The following is a 17,962-nucleotide window of genomic DNA, read 5'->3' on the forward strand; positions in this document are numbered from 1 at the left end:
TTTCCGAGGAGCTTTTGTCGGAGGCCCGGCTTAGGATCGCCCTCGTGGACCTGCCCGTGATGCCGCCGGTGAAGCCGATGCTGGCCAAAGCCGTGCACGAACTGCCGCGTACGCCGGGGCTGCTGTACGAGCCCAAGTGGGACGGCTTCCGTTGCGTCGTCTTCCGCGACGGCGACGAGGTCGTGCTGGGCTCGCGCAACGACAGGCCGCTCACGCGCTACTTCCCCGAACTGGTCGACCTGCTCAAGGACGCGTTGCCCGAGCGGTGCGTCGTCGACGGCGAGATCGTGCTGGTCACCGAGGGCGGGCTCGACTTCGAGGCGCTGCAGTTGCGCCTGCACCCGGCGGCGTCGCGGGTGAACAAGCTGGCCGCGGAGACGCCGACGAGTTTCGTGGTGTTCGACCTGCTCGCCCTCGACGACCGGGATCTGACCCCGGAGCCGTTCGGGGAGCGGCGGAAACTGCTCGAAAGCGTCGTCGACACGAAGTTCGCGCGGGTGCACCTGACCCCGCTGACCGAGGACGCGGACGTCGCCCAGGACTGGTTCACCCGGTTCGAAGGCGCGGGGTTCGACGGCGTGATGGCCAAATCCGCCGACGCGCCGTACGAGCAGGACAAGCGGCTCATGTGGAAGGTCAAGCACCAGCGCACCGCCGACTGCGTCGTCGCCGGATTCCGGTGGCACAAGGACGGTGCCGGCGTCGGATCGATGCTGCTCGGGCTTTACAACGACGAAGGCATCCTTCATCACGTGGGCGTGGCCAGCAGTTTCACCGCCGAAAGGCGCCGGGAACTGGTCGGCGAACTCGCGCCGCTGCGGGAGAACGCGCTGGAGAACCACCCCTGGCGAGAGTGGGTCGAGGCCCACGAAGAGGCGGGCGGGCAGATGCCCGGCGCGGGGAGCCGGTGGGCGCCGAAGAAGGACTTGAGCTGGGAGCCGGTCCGCGTCGAATGGGTCGCCGAGGTCCGCTACGAACACGTCGAGGGGACGCGGTTCCGCCACGGCGGCAGGCTCGTGCGCTTCCGCCCGGACCGGGATCCGGCCTCGTGCACGTACGCGCAGCTCGAAGAGGTTCCGCCGGCCGAACTGGCCACGTTGTTCACCGAGCTGGGGGAAGCATGAAGGCGGAGCCGGTCACGCTCGACCTCGACGGCGTCGAGTTCACGGTGTCCAATCCGGGCAAGGTCTACTTCGCCGAGAACGGCGAGACCAAACTGGACCTCGTCGAGTACTACCGCGCCGTCTCCGTGCCGCTGCTGGCGCAGCTCGGCGGGCGCCCGCTGCTGCTGGAGCGCTATCCCGACGGCGCGGGCGGCAAGTCCTGGTTCCAGAAGCGGGTCCCGAAGAACGCGCCCGACTGGCTGACCACGACGGTGGTGTCCACTCCGAACGGGACCACTTCGGACGCTCTCGTGGCCAAGGACCTCGCGCACGTCATCTGGGCGGTCAACCAGGGCTGCCTCGGCTTCCATGTCTGGCCGAACCGGGCCGACGCACCGGACATCAGCGACCAGTTGCGCGTCGACCTCGACCCGTCGCCCGGGATCGGCTTCCCCGAGTTGCGGCAGGGTGCGGTACTGACGAAGGCGCTGCTCGACGAACTGGGCATCACCGCGCAGCTGAAGACGTCCGGTTCGCGCGGGCTGCATCTTTATGTGCCGCTCGAACCGAAATGGGACGGCTACGAGGTCCGCGCCGCCGCCGTCGCGCTCGCCCGCGAACTGGAACGCCGCCATCCGGAGGAGATGACGGCACAGTGGTGGAAGGAGGCGCGCGGCTCCCGGGTGTTCGTCGATTTCAACCAGAACGCGCCGCACAAGACCGTGTTCGGTGCCTGGTGCGTACGGCCGCGGGTCGGCGGGCAGGTGTCGACGCCGATCGGCTGGGACGAACTCGAAACCGTCGAGCCCGACAAGCTCACGCTGTCCACAGTGCCCGCCCGCTTCGCCGAACGCGGGGATCCCTGGGCGGACACGAAACCACAGTCGATCGAGCCGCTGCTGGCCATGTCCAGGAAGGACATGGAGGACGGGCTCATGGACGCGCCATGGCCGCCGGTCTATCCGAAGATGCCGAACGAACCGCCTCGCGTCGCGCCGAGCCGGGCCAAGAAAGCCGACTAGTGGTCACGATCGGAACCACTGGCTCAGAGCGGCAGGTCGAAGGCGAGTTGCGCGCCGGCCATCGGCTCGGCCTTGCGCGCGGAACGGTGACCCGGCAGGGTCGCGGCGCACCGCGGGCACGGGGCGACGTCGGTCGCGGCCAGATCCACCGGCGTCCACATGCGGGATTCCTTGTCCCCGCAGGCGGAACGGCGATAGCGGAGGTCTTCGGAGCGGGTCATCAGATGTGCGGCGGGGGAGTCCTCCGGCAGCGCACCGACCAGATACCAGCGTCCGGCGGCGTTCGTCATGGAACTGTCCTCCCGATACAGGTGGTCCAGCTCGAGATTCTTTCCGCACGCCAGTGTCAATGAGACACGCGGCGATTCCCGGTATTTCCGCCTTTCGGCGTGTCAGTCCTGTCAGTCCTGAATGAACCGCAGGACGCGGAGCATTCCGCGCTCGTCCACGGCCGCGTGATCGTCCGTGACGCAGGCTTGAAGGCGCGCGGTGACGGCCTCGGTGTCGATCCCCGAGCCGATCAGCACCAGTTCGCTCCGGCGCGGCTCGCCCGAGGGCCACGCCGACCGCTCGACCTGGATGAACGAGCCCACGGTGTGCACGCCGAACCGTGACCGCGGGCCGTTCGGGCCGAAGTCGAGGAAGCCCTTGATTCGATAGAGCCCGCCGGGGCGCTGTTCGAGGAAGTCCATCAGCCCGCGCGGGTCCAGCGGCCGGTCCGAGGTGAACGCGACGCTGTCGTACGCGGTGTGGAAGTGGTGCTCGTGGTCGTGCTCTTCTTCGCGGAGGTCGTCGAAGGACATCTGCCCGGCCCGTTCGCGCGGCCGGGCGTCGAAGAACAGCGCGGGGTCGATCCGGCCGTGGGAGGTCGTGATCACCGGCGTGCCGGGCGCGATCTCGTCGATCGTGCCGCCGAGCTTGACGAGGGCGTCTTCGCCGACCCGGTCGGTCTTGTTGAGCACGATCAAATCGGCGAAGCGGAGGTGCTCGTCGAGTTCCGGATGGCGCTGCCTGGTCGCCTCGAACTCGGCCGCGTCGACGAGTTCGACCAAACCGCCGTACGCGATGGCGGGGTTCTCGCTGGCGATCATCAGGCGGATCAGGTCGCGCGGTTCGGCGAGCCCGCTGGCCTCGACCACGATGACGTCGATACCGGCTTCGGCCTCGGAAAGCTTGGCCAGCATCGCGTCGAGGCCGCTCGCGTCGACGGCGCAGCACAGACAGCCGTTGCCGAACGACATCATCGTGTCGACCTGGCCGGAGACGGCCATCGCGTCGACGGCGATACTCCCGAAGTCGTTCACCACGACGCCGATCCGCGCACCCTGGCGGTTGGCCAGCAGGTGGTTGAGCAGGGTCGTCTTCCCGGAACCGAGGAAGCCCGCGACCAGGATGACCGGGATCCGCCTGTCGACCACGAGTTTCCTTTCCGCCGGAGTTCCCCGCACTCTAGCGACGGCCGGTGCCGGTCAATACACCGGTCCGGGGAAAAAGGAGAAGGCCGTGCGGGTAAATGCACTCGAAAGTGTGACTAATGGTGTCGGCTAAAACGATCATAACGGGATCTTGAATGGTCGTGATCATTTTACCGAGTGTAATTCGGTGAATCTTCTGCGAAGTCGGACGCAATTCTAAATATTGTCACCCGCACGCTTTCTACCTGCTAGAACCGTGTCCATGGCGGGGCTTCTGCCATTTGGTGGAGCGTGTTGGTGTTTTTGTGGGGTATCGTTCCTCGTCTGGTCTGGACCCGGCCAGCTCACCGAGCGGCTTGATCCTCCGGTAATTTGCGAAGCGCAGGAGGAATGGTGATCGTTCCCGCCGCCGGTACCGGCGTCGAATTCGGAGAGTGGGAAGCTGAAGTCTCGACTGCCTCCATGCGGGTGACGGATATCCCCCGCTTGCCTCCGGACCTTGGTCCCCCGCGACGGAGCGTCGATGTGGCCGAAGCCGAGGACTTCCTCCGGCTGTTCCACCACGAGTCGGGTATCGGGGAGGCGCGGCTTCACGAGCGGCTCGACCGGGTCCGCGCCGAAATCCAGGAGACCGGCACGTACCGGCACACCGCGGGTGAACTCGAATTCGGGGCGCGGGTCGCCTGGCGGAACTCCGCCCGGTGCATCGGCAGGCTGTACTGGCAGGGACTGAAGGTGCGGGACCGTCGCCAAGTCACCGGAGCCGCCGCCATCGCCGACGAATGCGTCGCCCACCTGCGTGACGCGACCCGGGCGGGCCGGATCCGCTCGACCATCACCGTGTTCGCTCCCGACGGACCCGACGGGCCCGGCCCGCGAATCCACAATGACCAGCTCATCCGCTACGCCGGCTACCGGCTCAGCGACGGCTCCGTGCTGGGCGACCCGCGCTACGCCGACTTCACCGAAGACGTCCAGGGACACGGCTGGCGACCGCCGGAGCGCAAGGGTTCCTTCGACGTGCTCCCGCTGCTGATCGAGTCCGAACCGGGCGAGCGGCGGCTCTTCCGCCTGCCGTCCGACGCCGTGCTGGAGGTGCCACTGTCGCATCCGGACCACCGCTGGTTCGCCGGGCTGGGACTGCGGTGGCACGCGGTACCGGCGATCAGCAACATGCGGCTGCTCATCGGCGGCGTCCAGTACGCGGCGGCACCGTTCAACGGCTGGTACCTCGGCACCGAGGTCGGCGCGCGCAACCTGGCCGATTCCGACCGCTACGACCTCCTTCCGGTGATCGCGGACCTGATGGGCCTGTCGACGGCGTCGGAGCGGACGCTCTGGCGCGACCGCGCGCTCGTCGAACTGACGCTCGCGGTCCAGCACTCCTTCGACGCGGCGGGCGTGACCGTCGCCGACCATCACAGCGAATCGCGGCGGTTCCTCACGCATATCGCCAAGGAGGAACGGGCGGGCCGCCGCTGCCAGGCGGAGTGGAGCTGGATCGTTCCGCCGATGTCCGGCGCGCAGACCGCCGTGTTCCACCGTTACTACGACGAACCGGATCCGGCCGTGAGGCCGGCCTTCCTGCCTCCTGAGTAAGCGGCGCTCCATGCGCCCCGACGGGTGAGGGGTGAGCCGAATGCGGCGTGTCGATCGGCCGGACGGCGGTACGGGTTGCGCCCGGGCGGACAATGGGGGAATGGCCGCAGTACTCGTCGCCCACGCCGGGAAATCCGGCGGGACAAGGGAGATCGCCGAGGTGATCGCCGAGGTGCTGCGCGAGGCCGGGTTGCCGGTCGACGTGCGGGACGCCGCCGACGTCACGGACGTCGAGCCGTACGCCGCGGTCGTCGTCGGGAGCGCCCTGTATCGCCGGCGCTGGATGCCGGAAGCGGTCTCTCTGCTCACCGAGCACGAAGAAGCCCTCGGACGGCGGCCGGTCTGGCTGTTCCACAGTGGTCCCTGCGGGCCGTTGGCCGCGGGCAAGCGCGTCAGCCTTCCGGTGGGAATCGCCCTGCTGGCCGCGCGGATCGACGCCGAGCGCACGGCCACCTTCGGCGGCAGGCTCACCCCGGCCACCGCGCGCGGCCTGTTCTGGAAGGTCATGGCCTCCGGTCCCTGGGCGGGCGACTTCCGCGACTGGCCGACGATCCGTGCCTGGGCCCGCGACGTCGGCCGTAGCGTGCGTATCCGCGTCACCCTCTGAAACGCCGTTTTCGTCGGTGCCCTGTCGTAGGGTTCCCCCATGGACAAGGGTGGCTGGACCGACGTCGTCCTGCTCGAACGGTTGGAGGGCTGAGTGGCCGCGGAATGGAAGCCGTCACCGGTGATCAAGGTCTACGAGGCGCTCGGCGCGGTGGCCGACGGGCGGGTCGAGCTGGACGGTGACACCGCGCGCGTGGCGTCGTCGGACAAGGCCAAGACCTACGACGTGCGCCACGATCCGGCCGCGGGGTCCATCACGGCCAACGACAACGGCTCGTACTGGCAGGGCTACCTCGGCTACCCGGGGATCGCCTATCTGATGGAGCGCGGGCTGATCACCTACGACCGGGAGCGGGCCACCGAGCTGGCCGGTGTGCCGTGGAAGGAACTCGCCACCCGGTACCGCAACGACTGGGCGAAGGTCGAGAAGCACGTCCGCGGCGACCTGGCCGAGCGTGGCGTCGACCTGGACCGGTTCGACGCCGGACTCGCGGAGATCTCGGCTCAGCTGGAGAAACTGGCGCTCACCAAGCTTTCCCCGCGGCTGCGTCCGCCTAAGTAGGATGCACCCACCGGGCGTGGCGGGGCAACGCGGTCGCGGTGTCCCGCGCGCCGAGCAGTGCCGCCAGGAAATCCTTGACGGCGGCCGCCTGCGGGCGATCCGGATCGAGGACCACCGCGATCGAGCGCTCCAGCGGGGGTGACTCGAGCGGGACGGCGCGCAGCCCGGCGAACTCGATCAGCGGCAGGACGAGCCCCGGGATCACGGAGATGCCGAGACCGGCCGCCGCCAGCCCGGCGACGGCGGCGATGTTCCGTGCTTCGATCGCCCGGCCGGGCACCGTTTCCGTGGCGCGCAGCGTCCGGTCGACGAGGCCGCGGATGCTGCTCGCCGCGGAGAAGGTGATGAACGGTTCCTCCGTCAGATCCGTCCAGGACAGCGTCTCCGTCCCGTCGAACCGATGTCCTCGCGGGAAGACACAGCAGAACCGGTCGGCGGCGAGGTCGTGCACGCGCAGACCGGGCAGCGGCTCGGACACCACCGTGACGGCCAGGTCGACGTCGCCCGCCCGGACCTTCTCGAGGACTTCCCCGGAGAGCGCGTCCTCAATGGACAGTTCGACGCCGGGGTGCCGCCGCCGGTAGTCCGCGACCACCGGCGGCAGCAGGATCGCGGCGAGCGAGGGGAGCGTCGCGATCCGGACCTTGCCCCGCGTACCCGCGAGGAAGCCGGTGAAATGCCGCATCCCGGTGTCGAAGGACTCGACGACGGTCCGCGCGATGCGGACGAATTCGGCGCCTTCGGTGGTCAGCACCAGGCTGCGGGTGGTCCGTTCGAACAGCGGCACCCCGACTCGCCGTTCGACCTCCCCGATCGCCCGGCTGAGTGACGACTGCGCCAGGTGCAGCCGTTTCGCGGCGGTCGTGAAGCCGCCCGCGTCGGCGACCTCGACCACCGCCCGCAGCTGCTGCACCGTCAGATCCATGCGCATAGTGCATCAGTCTATGCGAAACTCTTGCTTGACCTCTATAGGCGGCCTGGATCACAGTCAACGAGTCAACGCTGACCGCTCGTTCCTCGAAAGGCCGGGAAATGCTTGCTGTAGCGGGTTTCCTGACAATCGCGGTGTTCCTGGCCGGGGTCCTGTCACGCCGGCTGTCCGTGCTCCTGGCACTCACCGTCATCCCGATCGTCGCGGCGCTCGCGGTCGGCGCCGGGCCGCGGCTCGGCGAGCTGATCGGCAAGGGGCTCACCACGGTGGCCCCGGTGGCGATCATGATCACCTTCGCCGTCCTGTACTTCTGCCTGATGAGCGACGCCGGCCTGTTCGATCCGGCGGTGCGCCGGATCGTGCGGTGGGCCAAGGGCGATCCGCTGAAGATCGTCGTCGGCACCGCGGTGCTCACCGTGCTGGTCGCCCTCGACGGCGACGGCGCGTCCACGTTCCTGATCACGGTTTCGGCCATGCTTCCGCTCTACCGGCGGATCGGTATCCGTCCCGTCGTCCTGGCCGGCGTGGTCTGCCTCGGCGCCGGGGTGATGAACATGGTGCCGTGGGGCGGGCCGACCGCGCGGGCGATGGCGGCGCTCGACCGGGACAGCGGGTCGATCTTCCTGCCGCTGCTGCCCGCGATGATCGCCGGGATCCTGTGGGTGCTGGTCGCGGCGTGGCTGATCGGCCGGGCGGAACGCAAACGGCTCGGTGTCGTCACCCTCGACCCGGACGAGCACGCCCCGGAGGAGTCCGTCCGCGACCGCAAGGGCCGGGTCCGGTTCTGGTGCAACGTGGTCCTGACGCTGGCCCTGGTCGCCACGTTGCTCGCGCAGCTGGCGAAACTCGAGGTGGTGTTCATCATCGCCTTCGTGCTCGCCCTGCTGATCAATCGTCCGAAGTGGACACAACAGCAGGAGCTGTTCGAGAAGCACGGCCACAACGTCGTCCTGGTGACGACCATGATCTTCGCCGCGGGCGTGTTCACCGGGGTCCTTTCGGGCACCGGCATGATCGACGCGATGGCCCGCGCGCTCGTCGGCGTCATCCCGGGCTGGGCGGACGGCGCGCTGCCGGTGCTGACCGCCGTCACCAGCATGCCGCTGAGCCTGGTGTTCACCCCGGACTCCTACTACTTCGGTGTGCTGCCGGTACTCGCGGAGACCAGTTCCGCGCTCGGCGGTGACCCGGCGGAGGTCGCCAGGGCGGCGCTGCTGGGGCAGATGACCACCGGCTTCCCGCTCAGCCCGCTGACCGCGTCGACCTTCATTCTCCTCGGCATGACCGGGGTCCAGTTCGGTGAACACCAGCGGTTCATCTTCAAATGGGCATTCGGCACGACGCTCGTGATGACCGTCGTCGCCCTGCTCACCGGCGCGATCTCATGGTGAGAGGACAGATGCGGGCACAACGGGTGCGGATCGGCAGTGGGGCGGGTTTCGCGGGCGACCGCTTCGAACCGGCCGAAACACTGGTACGGGAAGCCGGGCTGGACGACCTGGTCCTGGAATGTCTCGCCGAGCGCACCATCGCGCTCGGGCAGCAGCGCCGGCTCGCCGATCCCGGCACCGGGTACGACCCCCTGCTGGTCGCCCGGTTCGGCAGGCTCCTGCCGATCGCCGCCGAACACGGGGTCCGGGTGCTGAGCAACATGGGCGCGGCGAACCCCCTGGCCGCGGGGAAGGTGACGGCCGGGCTCGGGATCGCCCGGCGGGTCGCGGTGGTCACCGGCGACGACGTGTTCTCCCGGCTCGATCCGGCGAGTCCGGCGATGGAGGACGGGCGTCCGTTGCGCGAGCACGGCGAACTGGTGTCCGCCAACGCCTACCTCGGCGCCGACGCGATCATGCCCGCGCTCGCCACCGGCGCCGACGTCGTGCTGACCGGCCGGGTCGCCGACCCGTCGCTGTTCCTCGCCGCGCTGGCGGACCGGCACGGCTGGGACCTGACCGAGCCGGGCATCGCCGCGGCGGGAACACTCGTCGGGCACCTGCTCGAATGCGCCGGGCAGATCACCGGCGGCTACTTCGCCGACCCGGGGTCGAAAGACGTGCCGGGGCTCGAAAACCTCGGCTTCCCCTTCGCGGACGTCGAGGCCGACGGCGCGGCGGTGATCGGCAAACCGGGCGGCACCGGGGGAGTGGTGTCGCGGGCGACCGTCCGCGAGCAACTGCTGTACGAGATCACCGACCCGACCGGGTACGTCACTCCCGATGTGGTGCTGGACCTGCGGGAAGTCCTCGTCGACGAGATCGGGCCGGACCGGGTCGCGGTCAGCGGTGCCGTCGGAAGGCCCCGGCCGGATCGCCTGAAGGTGAGTGTCGGCTACCGCGCCGGATTCCGCGCGGAAGCGGAGATCTCTTATATGGGGCCGAATTCGCCGCGACGGGCGCGGCTGGCCGGAGAGATCGTGACCACCCGGCTCGGTGGCAGCGACGTGCGTCTCCGGGTCGACGTACTGTCCACTGAGGACGGCGGTGAATCCCGGCTCCGGGTGGCTTCGCTCGCTCCGGATCAGGGCCTCGCGGAGCGCGTGTGTCACGAGGTGGAGTCCTTGTACACCAACGGTCCCGCCGGTGGTGGTGGTGTCCGCACCCGTACGTCGGAAGTGATCGGGATCGTGTCCACCCTGGCCGACCGCGAGATCGCCGAACCCGCGGTGACCGTCTTCGAGGGGCAGTGATGGTGAAGTTGTACGAGATCGCCCATTGCCGGGCGGGCGACAAGGGTGACACCTCGATCCTTTCGCTCTTCCCTTACCGGGACGAGCTTTTCGACGATCTGGTGCGCGAGGTGACCGTCGAGCGCGTGGCGGCGCATCTGGCCGGGCAGGTGCGCGGTCAGATCGTCCGGCATGTCCTGCCGAACCTCTGCGCGCTGCAGTTCTCCTGCCGCCAAGCGCTCGACGGCGGCGTGACGACGTCACTCGCGGTCGACACCCACGGCAAAGGCCTGAGTTTTCGGTTGCTGTCCATGACGGTCGACATCGAGGAGTGACCATGAAGGCGTTGTACCGCGGTTGTGTGCTGGCTTCGGTCGCCTTGGCCGTCGCGGCGACGACGGCCGCTCCGGTCGCGGCGGCCGGCTCGTTCTTCTCGTATGAGCGCGAGGCGACCTACGCGGTGCATTCGGAAGACGTCCGGGTGCCCGTCCGCGACGGTGGTCACCTCGCCTGCCGTCTGCACCGGCCCGCCGACCCGTCCGGGGCGCCCGCGCCCGGCCGTTTTCCCGCGATCTCGTGCTCGCCGGGGATCTCACCGCCGACCTCGAGGTCTCGACCACGGCGGCGGGCGGCAATCTCGCGGCCGTCGTCGAGGACGTCGCCCCGGACGGCACGGCGTCCCGGATCACCTCGGGCTGGCTGAAGCTGAGCCACCGCGACGGCCACACCGAGCTGTCGCCCGTGCGACCCGGCGCCTGGTACCGCACCGCGGTGCACGTCTGGCCGACGCACTACCGCCTCGCGGCCGGGCACACGCTCCGTCTCACGGTGTCCAGCGACGACTACCCGGAGATCGATTCCGACGCGCCCGCAGGGACGGTCTCGGTCCGCGTCGGCGCCGGTGGTTCAGCGCTCCGGATGACCACGCTGGGGTCTCACTAACCGTCATTGCCACTGACTGGCGCCTTTCGGATAATCGGGCATGGGTTCCGATCACCCTTTGGTGTTATTCGAGCCAGTTCATTGTTGCAGATAATCGCGAACACATGTTCGACAAATGTGCGGTATTATGGAGGGGTGTCCGAGACTCCCGTTCTTCCTCAGCCGCCGCAGGAGTTGTGGCGTGCCGGGAAACTGGAGCTTGCCCACGGAGTGACTGAGACCTTGACGCTGATGCGTGCTGCGGCCGCTGTGTTGGGCACATATCTAGCGGAAATCGAATCCCGTGGCGCCAAGGATCTGTACGGGTATGCGAACACGAAAATGTGGCTTGCCGATGTGGCGCGGATTGCTCCTGCCGATGCGAAGAAACTCGTGGATCGTGCGGTGGCGCTGAACCCGACCCGCGCCCTGGACGGCACCGAAGTGCCGCCGCTCGCACCCGCCACCGCCGTGGCTGCAGCCGAAGGTGCGGTCGGGGAGCAGCACATCGATCAGATCGTGGCGGTGTTGAAGAGGATCCCCGGTCATGTGTCGGTGGAGAATCGTGAGGCTGCGGAGAAGATCCTCGCTGATCTGGCTCGTGATGGGGGTCCTGGGCAGATCGCGGCCGCTGAAGAGGGCTTGATGGCCTGGCTGGACCCGGACGGCAATGAGCCGAAGGATCCCGAACCGGTCCAGCCGCGCCGGGAGTTGAGAGTGCACCGCCGTAAAGACGGGTTCTGGAAACTCACCGGCCTGCTGGATGACGAAGCCGGTGCGCGGACGATGGCGGCGATCGAGGCCTATGCGAAACCCCGCCCCGTCGACGAGTTCGGCCAAGCGGACCTGCGGACGGTTTGGCAGCGGCAGGGTGACGCCTGGGTCGACCTGCTTGACCTGGCGATCGCGAGCCCGGACCAGCCCGGCACCTGCGGGTATCGGACGATGGTGCATGTCCTGGTCGGCTTCGAGGAACTCAAAACCGGTCTCGGGACCGCCAGTGTGGACTTTGTCGGTCAGATGACCGCCCGCGAAGCGCGGATGGCGGCCTGTGACTGCTTGATGCTGCCGATCGTGATGAGCGCAGCCGGAGAACCCCTCGATGTGGGGCGGATCAAACGGTTCGTCACCCCCGGCCAGCGAAGAGCCTTGAACGCCCGGGACCGGGGCTGCTCGTTCCCTGGCTGTCAGCGGAGACCGAAGCGCTGTCACGCCCACCACGTTCATCACTGGGCAGACGGCGGACACACCGATCTCCGCAACATGTGCCTGCTCTGCTCATTCCACCACCGACTCATCCACCACGGCGACTGGGAAGTCCGCATGGCCGCCGACGGGCTACCGGAATTCATTCCGCCCCAATACCTGGATCCGCTACAGACCCCGAGGCGCAACACGCTGCACGCCACTCTCGTTTGACCGAGGAGCCCGCCAGCCACACCGGCGACGGGCCCCTCGTCATGCCCACAGCCAGAACGCGCTGGGACGGGTTGGTCGTGAGTGGCGATTCGTGTTCTGGTGAACCTTGATTCGTGTACCTACTGCGGACACGTTCCTGCCGCCTGCCAGGTCGCAACTAGAGGACTAAACGCAGACGACCTTGATCGGGCTCAAGTCAGTCGCAGTGTTCCAGCGGGCTGTTGTAGGTGACGCCGCCCGCGGAACCGCCCCAGCGGACGCACTTGCCCGCCGCGCTCGCCCGGACCGGTCCGGCGAACCACGAGAACGAGCCGGAGTCGGTGATCCGGGACGCTCCCTGGACTTCGAGGTAGGCCGAGGTCGCCGTCGCGGTTCCGGCGGACGTGCTCTTCATCGTGCTGACGCAGTTCTGTCCGTTGGAAGCGTTGTAGGACAGGTAAACCGTGCCCGCGGTCCCGAGCGGAGCCGAGTCGATCACGCCGTACCCGCCGCCGCACGCCGGGGCGCCGAGGGTAGCTTCGGTGACGGTCGAGAAGCGGATGGTCTCGTTGGCGTTCCCGGCCGGGCCGGCCTCGTACAGCACGCCGACCGAGCCCGAGGACAGCTGGACCATGTCGGAGTAGGCGGCGTCGCCGCTCCACACCAGCGTTCCGGCCGAGTTGCCCTGCCAGTTCGCGCCTTCGTCGAACGACGACCGCACGACCAGTTCCTTGCGGCGGTCGCAGACCGACGGTCCGGCGAACAGGATCCGGTTGTGCTTGCCCGCCTGGTCGGTCGCGGTCATCCGCGCGGTCGAGGACTGCACGACCGGGGTGATCAGGTCCTCCTCGAAGGAGAACTTCGCGGAGAAGCTCGCCCCGCCGTCGGAGCTGATCGCGGAGGCGCGGTTCTTCGCTCCGCCACTGAGGCATTTGTTGTCGTTGTTGGCCTGGTTGCGGGCCGCGGTGTGGATCCGGCCGTCGATCAGTTCGGTGACGCTGATCTCCTGCGGGTTCAGCCCGGCCGACGCCGCCGGGGTGTCGGTGGCGCCGCGTTTCCAGGTGATCCCTTGGTCGTCACTGTAGATGAGCGCGCCGCTGTTCTTCGCGCCGATGGTGTAGCTCATCCCGGCGACGAGCCGGCCGGCGTGCGCGCCGCGCGTCAGCACGATGCCGTGCGACGGCCCGGTCGCGAGCCATCCCGGCGCGGTGCTGAACCCGAGCTGGGTGGTGAGCACCTTCGGCGCCGTCCAGGTCTTGCCGTGGTCGTCGCTGATCGAGACGCGCGGAATGCGGTTGCAGTCCGGGTTCTTGACGCATTCCATCACCGACAGCAGCACGATCCGCCCGGTGGAGGGGATCACGATCGGTGTCGGGTTTCCTTTGGTGTCACCGAAACCTTCGATGACGACCTTCGACGGACTCCAGGTCTTCCCCTTGTCGGCCGAACGTTTCACGACGAGGTCGATGTCCCCGCGGTCGTTGCAGAAGCTGGCGCCGCCCTTGCGTCCTTCGGCGAACGCGAGCAGTTCGCCATTGCCGGCCGTGACCACGGCCGGGATTCTGAAGCAGTCGTAACCTTCCGTTTTCTCTTTGTACACCACCGTGTTTCCGACGGCGGCGGCCGAGATCTGCTCGGCGACGGGAGTGGCGAGGGAGGTGGCAGGGGAGGCGCCGACCGCCGCGGTGGCGACGAGGGCCGCGAACAGGCCCTGTGCGACGCGGGAGATCTTCACGGGAGTGCTCCGTCCTGGATTCGATTCCGGGTGACGGGGCGTCAGCGTCCCTCCGCCCCGTACAGCCGCCGTACAAAGCCGCGTACAACCCGGTTTCGCTTTGTGTGTCAGGTGACGCAGAGCGGTGGCCCCGGCCGTGTCAAAGTCATCGCGCCGGGGCCCGGCGCGACATCGGAAGGGGAGGGTCGATGAAGGTGAACGATCCCGAGGGGCGTCAGTGGGAGATCGATCGCCGTTTCGCGCCGTGGCGCCGGCGGGTTCAGCCGTTCGCGGTGTTCGCCGGTGGCTACCGGCACTACCGGCTCAAGCCCGACTTGAGTTTCCTCGACGAGGCCGAGCCGAAGAGCGACGAACCACCCGGCAAGCTCGCCACCGTCCTGATGGTGCTGCTCTTCTTGTACGGGCTCCCCGAAATCGTGATGTACGTGTTCATGGCGATCCTGCTGATACCGGTCAGGTTGCTGGAAATGCTCTGCCAGGGCCTCGCAGGGCTGGTGTCGCAGGCCGTCCGCCGGTTCAGGAAGGCGCCTTCGAGGGTCGATGTCCTCGGTTGGCAGAAGGAACAGAACGGTCTCGCGTCGCTGACGATCCTCAAGGTGCCCGACGGGCTCGTCGCGCCCTTGGTCGCCGAACTCGGCGGCCTGCTCCGCGGGCGGACCGCGTTCGATCCGGGCGAGCCGGCGGTGCGCGAAGTGCTCACCCGGATGGGAGCGCGGGTAGAACGACACCGCACGTTGCTTCGCCCGAAGGCCCCACGATGACCGCGGATCTGTGCCAGGATCCCGTTCCGAGGGGGACGACGATGCGGGTAAGCGCCACCGGCGGCGGCGAGTGGCTGATCATGCGCCGCTTCGCGCCATGGCTGCGCCGGGTGCGGCCGTTCATGCTGGTCGAAATCACCGCCTGGCTGGTGACGGGTGTGGTGCTCAGTGCTCGTCGGGCGCGAGCTGCCTGAGGTCGCGGAGGCTCCGGACGACCAGCCGCTGGCGTCCGGTGCTGAGCAGCCCGTCCGCACGCAGGGTCCGCAGCGTCCGCGCGACCGCTTCCCGGGACGCCGACGCGAGACCGGCCAGGTCCTGCTGGCTGATCCGCAGGGCGATCAGGGTGCCTTCGGGGACGGGGACGCCGTACCGCTCGGCGAGGTCGACCAGGATTGCGGCGATGCGCTCGGCGGCGGTGCTGTCGCCGAATTCGGTGCGGCGCGAGTTGGCGTAGCGCAGACGGGAGGTGATGATCCGGAGCAGGACCACGGAGATCCCGGCGTGTTCGCGCAGGACGGAGTTGAACGCGCGCGAGGACAGCCAAAGCCCGGTGACCGGCTCGACGGCGACCGCCGTCGCCGAGCGCAGACTGCCGTCCATCGAGGCCATCTCGCCGATGATGTCGCCGGGGTCCCGGACGGCGAGCACGGCGTCGTAGCCGCCGGTGGACACCGAGGTGATCTTGACCCGTCCGGTCATCAGGATCAGCACCCAGTCGGACCGGTCGCCCTCGCGGATGATCACCGTCCCGGCCGGGTAACGGCGCAGTTCGGCCTCGGCACGCAGCGCCTTGCGCTGGCCGTCGTCGAGCAGTTCCCAGAGCCTGCCGGGTGAGTCGTGCGGCTCCGCCGCCGGCTGTGTCATGCCTGTCGTTCGCCTCCGTGCGCGATCATACGAGCCGAACCTGGCCGGGGATTTCTTGGTACGCCTGGGAAAGGCGCCGGATGCCGTCCTTCAGCTGTGAACTGGTCGCGGTACTGACATAACTCAGGCGCAGGTACGGCCCCGGCGCGTCGGCGGCGAAGTAGAGCCTGCCGGGGGTGACCGCTACTCCGGCGCGGAAAGCGGCGCTGGTCAGCGTCACCTCGTCGACGGACCCCGGCAGCGGTTGCCAGAGGTGGTAACCGCCGGTCGGCACCGGCACGACACGCCAGGTGGGCAGGTACTCCCGCAGTGCGGACACGGCGACGTCCCGCCGCTCGCGCAACGCGGCCGCGAGTGCCTTCAGATGACGCGGCCAGGCCGGAGAACTCACCAGCTCCAGGGCGGTTTCCTGCAAGGGGCGCGGTACGAAGAAGCTCTCGACGGCGTGGAGCCCGCGCAGCCGTTCCAGCGCCGGGCCGCGGGCGGCCAGCGCGCTGATCCGCAGGCTCGGCGACGCCGGTTTCGTGAGCGAGCGGATGTGCACCACGACGCCGTCGGGATCGTCGGCCACGAGCGGCGGCGGGGGCGCGGGGCTGCCGGGATGCGCCATCAGCCGGGCGAAGTCGTCCTCGATGATGAAAGCGCCCGCTTCTCGCGCGATCCGCAGGATCTCGGTACGGCGTTCGGCGGACAGGACCGCGCCGGTCGGGTTCTGGAACGCGGGCTGGCAGACGAACAGCCGGGCGCCGGTGTCGCGGAAGGCGTCCGCGAGCAGGTCGGGCCGGACGCCGTCGCGGTCGATCGGCACCGGCACCGGCCGCAGGCCCGACGCCCTGGCGATGGCCAGCATCCCCGGGTAGGTCGGCGACTCCACCAGCACCGGCGCGCCGGGGGCGCCGAGCGCGCGCAACGCCGTGGTCAGCGCGCTCTGCCCACCGGCGGTGATCAGGACGTTCTCGACACTCACCGGGCTGCCGATGTCGCGGGCGAACCACGACCGCAGTTCGGGCAGCCCGCAGATCGGCGGCCGGGTCCAGGCGCCGGGACGGCGTCCGGCGCGGGCCGAGGCGGCCGCGAGTTCCCGTTCCGGCTGCAGGCTGGGGTGGGTATAGCCGCCGTTGAGGTCGATCACGCCCGAGGGCGGGTCGCTCAGCGCGGCGAGCACGCCGGTCGCGTCGATCGTGCGTGCGCCCGCCTGCGAGCTGAGCGACACCTCCTGCCACGAGACGTCGCCCGCCGGCATCGGGTCGCGAGGGGGCGGCGCACGGAAGACACCGGCCCCGGGGCGGGAGATCACCAGGCCTTCGGCGGCCAGTGCGGCGATGGCGCGCGACACCGTCACCGGGCTCACCTTCAGCTGCCGGACGAGCTCGCGGCTGGACGGGAGCTTTCCTTCGATCGGATAGCGCTCAAGCTCAGACCTCAGCTGTTTGACCAGGCTGATGACGCTGCTACCATCGGACATGAGACTGGATGATAGCGCTATCGCGGACCGGACAGTAGCGGTCCGCTCCGGGACCGTGCTGGCGGCGCTGGGTGTCTTCGCCTTCTCGTTCACCTTCCCCGCCACCGTCTGGGCGCTCGAGGGGTTCGGCCCGTGGACCGCCACCGGAGCACGTTGTGTCCTGGCCGCGCTCGTGGCCGCCCTCTGTCTCCGAGTCTTTCGCGTTCCCCTGCCGAGACGTGACCAGTGGCGCGGCCTGGTCGTCGTAGCCCTCGGATGCGTGCTCGGTTTCCCGACGCTGACCACACTCGCGTTGCAGACGTCGTCGACGGCGCACTCCGCGGTGGTGATCGGGATGCTGCCGCTGGCCACCGCCGTCGTCTCGTCGAGGCTCACCGGTCATCGGCCGTCCCGCCGGTTCTGGCTCGCCGCCTCGGCCGGCGCGATCGCGGTGCTGGTGTTCACCGTCAGCCAGAGCGGCGGCGGACTGTCCACAGCGGACCTGTTCCTGTTCGCCGCGCTCGTGCTGTGCGCGTTCGGGTACGCCGAGGGCGGCCGGCTGGCCCGGGAGATGGCGGGCTGGCAGGTCATCGCCTGGGCGCTGGTCATCGCGCTGCCCGTCACCGTCGCGCTCACCGTCTTCGGCGGTGTGACGGAGCCTCTCCATCTCGGCGGCGAGGCGATCATCGGGCTGCTGTACGTCGCGCTCATCTCGCAGTTCGGCGGGTTTTTCGTGTGGTACCGGGGAATGGCCGAGATCGGCGTCGCCAAGGCGAGCCAGATCCAGCTGGCCCAGCCGCTGCTGACGCTGATCTGGGCGGTCCTGCTGCTCGGCGAGCATCTCCCGGCGGCCGCGCCGGTGACGGCGTTGATCGTCGTCGCCTGCATCGTGGTGACCCAGCGGTCCCGAAGCTAGATCAACGTCGCGAATCCGCGAGA

General features: G+C 68.9%; 19 protein-coding genes. 13 read left to right on the top strand and 6 right to left on the bottom strand.

Translation table 11 applies throughout. From position 1 onward, the window contains the following. Positions 1-44: 44 nt before the first annotated feature. Together ACLJRL_RS06380 and ligD are read left to right on the top strand one after the other, a co-directional pair. Positions 45-1,124 (top strand): ATP-dependent DNA ligase, encoded by a 1,080-nt coding sequence (locus ACLJRL_RS06380; RefSeq protein WP_410655040.1) that lies wholly within the window; start codon positions 45-47, stop codon positions 1,122-1,124. Next, positions 1,121-2,125, top strand: a complete 1,005-nt coding sequence (gene ligD, locus ACLJRL_RS06385) for a non-homologous end-joining DNA ligase (RefSeq protein WP_410655041.1) — start codon at positions 1,121-1,123, stop codon at positions 2,123-2,125. Before ACLJRL_RS06380 ends, ligD begins: the two co-directional genes overlap by 4 nt. Positions 2,126-2,148: 23 nt before the next feature. Here ligD and ACLJRL_RS06390 read toward each other — a convergent pair whose 3' ends face one another. Next, positions 2,149-2,415 (bottom strand): hypothetical protein, encoded by a 267-nt coding sequence (locus ACLJRL_RS06390; RefSeq protein WP_410655042.1) that lies wholly within the window; start codon positions 2,413-2,415, stop codon positions 2,149-2,151. A 111-nt stretch (positions 2,416-2,526) separates the two neighbouring features. Further along, positions 2,527-3,543 (bottom strand): CobW family GTP-binding protein, encoded by a 1,017-nt coding sequence (locus tag ACLJRL_RS06395; protein WP_410655043.1) that lies wholly within the window; start codon positions 3,541-3,543, stop codon positions 2,527-2,529. Between the two features lie 387 nt (positions 3,544-3,930). Between ACLJRL_RS06395 and ACLJRL_RS06400 the strand changes: the two genes are divergently transcribed. From ACLJRL_RS06400 to ACLJRL_RS06410, 3 genes are all read left to right on the top strand, one after another. Continuing rightward, entirely contained in the window at positions 3,931-5,139 is a 1,209-nt protein-coding gene (locus ACLJRL_RS06400; protein ID WP_410655044.1) for a nitric oxide synthase oxygenase, read from the top strand. A 100-nt stretch (positions 5,140-5,239) separates the two neighbouring features. Beyond that, a complete protein-coding gene (locus ACLJRL_RS06405) occupies positions 5,240-5,746 on the top strand; it encodes a flavodoxin domain-containing protein (protein ID WP_410655045.1) in 507 nt (168 codons plus the stop codon). 93 nt (positions 5,747-5,839) lie between these two features. Continuing rightward, positions 5,840-6,307, top strand: a complete 468-nt coding sequence (locus ACLJRL_RS06410; RefSeq protein WP_410655046.1) for a hypothetical protein — start codon at positions 5,840-5,842, stop codon at positions 6,305-6,307. Here the strand turns inward: ACLJRL_RS06410 and ACLJRL_RS06415 are convergent. Then, a complete protein-coding gene (locus ACLJRL_RS06415) occupies positions 6,300-7,238 on the bottom strand; it encodes a LysR family transcriptional regulator (RefSeq protein WP_410655047.1) in 939 nt (312 codons plus the stop codon). The genes ACLJRL_RS06410 and ACLJRL_RS06415 overlap by 8 nt on opposite strands. A gap of 101 nt (positions 7,239-7,339) precedes the next feature. On the opposite strand from ACLJRL_RS06415, the gene ACLJRL_RS06420 reads away from it, so the two are divergent. The 5 genes from ACLJRL_RS06420 (at position 7,340) to ACLJRL_RS06440 (ending at position 12,240) form a co-directional block, all read left to right on the top strand. Further along, the gene (locus ACLJRL_RS06420; protein WP_410655048.1) at positions 7,340-8,629 is read left to right on the top strand and encodes a CitMHS family transporter; all 1,290 of its coding nucleotides are present in this window, start codon (positions 7,340-7,342) and stop codon (positions 8,627-8,629) included. 8 nt (positions 8,630-8,637) lie between these two features. Then, a complete protein-coding gene (locus ACLJRL_RS06425; RefSeq protein ID WP_410655049.1) occupies positions 8,638-9,921 on the top strand; it encodes an acyclic terpene utilization AtuA family protein in 1,284 nt (427 codons plus the stop codon). Further along, on the top strand, positions 9,921-10,235 hold the full coding sequence (locus tag ACLJRL_RS06430; protein ID WP_410655050.1) for a hypothetical protein: 315 nt from the start codon (positions 9,921-9,923) through the stop codon (positions 10,233-10,235). The genes ACLJRL_RS06425 and ACLJRL_RS06430 overlap by 1 nt, the downstream gene beginning before the upstream one ends. A gap of 175 nt (positions 10,236-10,410) precedes the next feature. Next, on the top strand, positions 10,411-10,842 hold the full coding sequence (locus ACLJRL_RS06435; protein WP_410655184.1) for a CocE/NonD family hydrolase C-terminal non-catalytic domain-containing protein: 432 nt from the start codon (positions 10,411-10,413) through the stop codon (positions 10,840-10,842). Positions 10,843-10,977: 135 nt separating this feature from the next. After that, a complete protein-coding gene (locus ACLJRL_RS06440; RefSeq protein ID WP_410655051.1) occupies positions 10,978-12,240 on the top strand; it encodes a DUF222 domain-containing protein in 1,263 nt (420 codons plus the stop codon). A gap of 196 nt (positions 12,241-12,436) precedes the next feature. Here the strand turns inward: ACLJRL_RS06440 and ACLJRL_RS06445 are convergent, their stop codons facing one another. Next, on the bottom strand, positions 12,437-13,954 hold the full coding sequence (locus ACLJRL_RS06445) for a sialidase family protein (RefSeq protein WP_410655052.1): 1,518 nt from the start codon (positions 13,952-13,954) through the stop codon (positions 12,437-12,439). 188 nt (positions 13,955-14,142) lie between these two features. On the opposite strand from ACLJRL_RS06445, the gene ACLJRL_RS06450 reads away from it, so the two are divergent. Both ACLJRL_RS06450 and ACLJRL_RS06455 read left to right on the top strand, forming a co-directional pair. Then, on the top strand, positions 14,143-14,715 hold the full coding sequence (locus ACLJRL_RS06450) for a hypothetical protein (RefSeq protein ID WP_410655053.1): 573 nt from the start codon (positions 14,143-14,145) through the stop codon (positions 14,713-14,715). Between the two features lie 41 nt (positions 14,716-14,756). Further along, positions 14,757-14,909: a hypothetical protein gene (locus ACLJRL_RS06455; protein ID WP_410655054.1), complete on the top strand. Its 153-nt coding sequence runs from the start codon at positions 14,757-14,759 to the stop codon at positions 14,907-14,909. On the opposite strand, the gene ACLJRL_RS06460 is transcribed toward ACLJRL_RS06455, so the two are convergent. Continuing rightward, positions 14,881-15,579, bottom strand: a complete 699-nt coding sequence (locus ACLJRL_RS06460; protein WP_410655055.1) for a Crp/Fnr family transcriptional regulator — start codon at positions 15,577-15,579, stop codon at positions 14,881-14,883. The genes ACLJRL_RS06455 and ACLJRL_RS06460 overlap by 29 nt on opposite strands. Before the next feature lie 25 nt (positions 15,580-15,604). Further along, a complete protein-coding gene (locus ACLJRL_RS06465; protein WP_410655056.1) occupies positions 15,605-17,044 on the bottom strand; it encodes a PLP-dependent aminotransferase family protein in 1,440 nt (479 codons plus the stop codon). Here ACLJRL_RS06465 and ACLJRL_RS06470 point away from each other — a divergent pair. After that, complete coding sequence (locus tag ACLJRL_RS06470; protein WP_410655057.1) at positions 17,043-17,939, top strand: DMT family transporter; 897 nt, start codon at positions 17,043-17,045, stop codon at positions 17,937-17,939. The two genes, ACLJRL_RS06465 and ACLJRL_RS06470, sit on opposite strands and share 2 nt — an antisense overlap. Positions 17,940-17,962 lie beyond the last annotated feature (23 nt).

Origin of the sequence: Amycolatopsis sp. lyj-112 (genome assembly GCF_046549055.1) — a bacterium.
Lineage (GTDB): Bacteria > Actinomycetota > Actinomycetes > Mycobacteriales > Pseudonocardiaceae > Amycolatopsis.

What these genes read in the sequence shown, in the direction of transcription:
- ligD (WP_410655041.1), top strand. Translation starts at nt 1,121, where the DNA reads ATGAAGGCGGAGCCGGTCACGCTCGACCTCGACGGCGTCGAGTTCACG.
- ACLJRL_RS06390 (WP_410655042.1), bottom strand. Translation starts at nt 2,415, where the DNA reads ATGACGAACGCCGCCGGACGCTGGTATCTGGTCGGTGCGCTGCCGGAG.
- ACLJRL_RS06400 (WP_410655044.1), top strand. Translation starts at nt 3,931, where the DNA reads ATGGTGATCGTTCCCGCCGCCGGTACCGGCGTCGAATTCGGAGAGTGG.
- ACLJRL_RS06405 (WP_410655045.1), top strand. Translation starts at nt 5,240, where the DNA reads ATGGCCGCAGTACTCGTCGCCCACGCCGGGAAATCCGGCGGGACAAGG.
- ACLJRL_RS06415 (WP_410655047.1), bottom strand. Translation starts at nt 7,238, where the DNA reads ATGCGCATGGATCTGACGGTGCAGCAGCTGCGGGCGGTGGTCGAGGTC.
- ACLJRL_RS06420 (WP_410655048.1), top strand. Translation starts at nt 7,340, where the DNA reads ATGCTTGCTGTAGCGGGTTTCCTGACAATCGCGGTGTTCCTGGCCGGG.
- ACLJRL_RS06425 (WP_410655049.1), top strand. Translation starts at nt 8,638, where the DNA reads ATGCGGGCACAACGGGTGCGGATCGGCAGTGGGGCGGGTTTCGCGGGC.
- ACLJRL_RS06430 (WP_410655050.1), top strand. Translation starts at nt 9,921, where the DNA reads ATGGTGAAGTTGTACGAGATCGCCCATTGCCGGGCGGGCGACAAGGGT.
- ACLJRL_RS06450 (WP_410655053.1), top strand. Translation starts at nt 14,143, where the DNA reads ATGAAGGTGAACGATCCCGAGGGGCGTCAGTGGGAGATCGATCGCCGT.
- ACLJRL_RS06455 (WP_410655054.1), top strand. Translation starts at nt 14,757, where the DNA reads ATGCGGGTAAGCGCCACCGGCGGCGGCGAGTGGCTGATCATGCGCCGC.
- ACLJRL_RS06460 (WP_410655055.1), bottom strand. Translation starts at nt 15,579, where the DNA reads ATGACACAGCCGGCGGCGGAGCCGCACGACTCACCCGGCAGGCTCTGG.
- ACLJRL_RS06470 (WP_410655057.1), top strand. Translation starts at nt 17,043, where the DNA reads ATGAGACTGGATGATAGCGCTATCGCGGACCGGACAGTAGCGGTCCGC.
- ACLJRL_RS06465 (WP_410655056.1), bottom strand. Translation starts at nt 17,044, where the DNA reads ATGTCCGATGGTAGCAGCGTCATCAGCCTGGTCAAACAGCTGAGGTCT.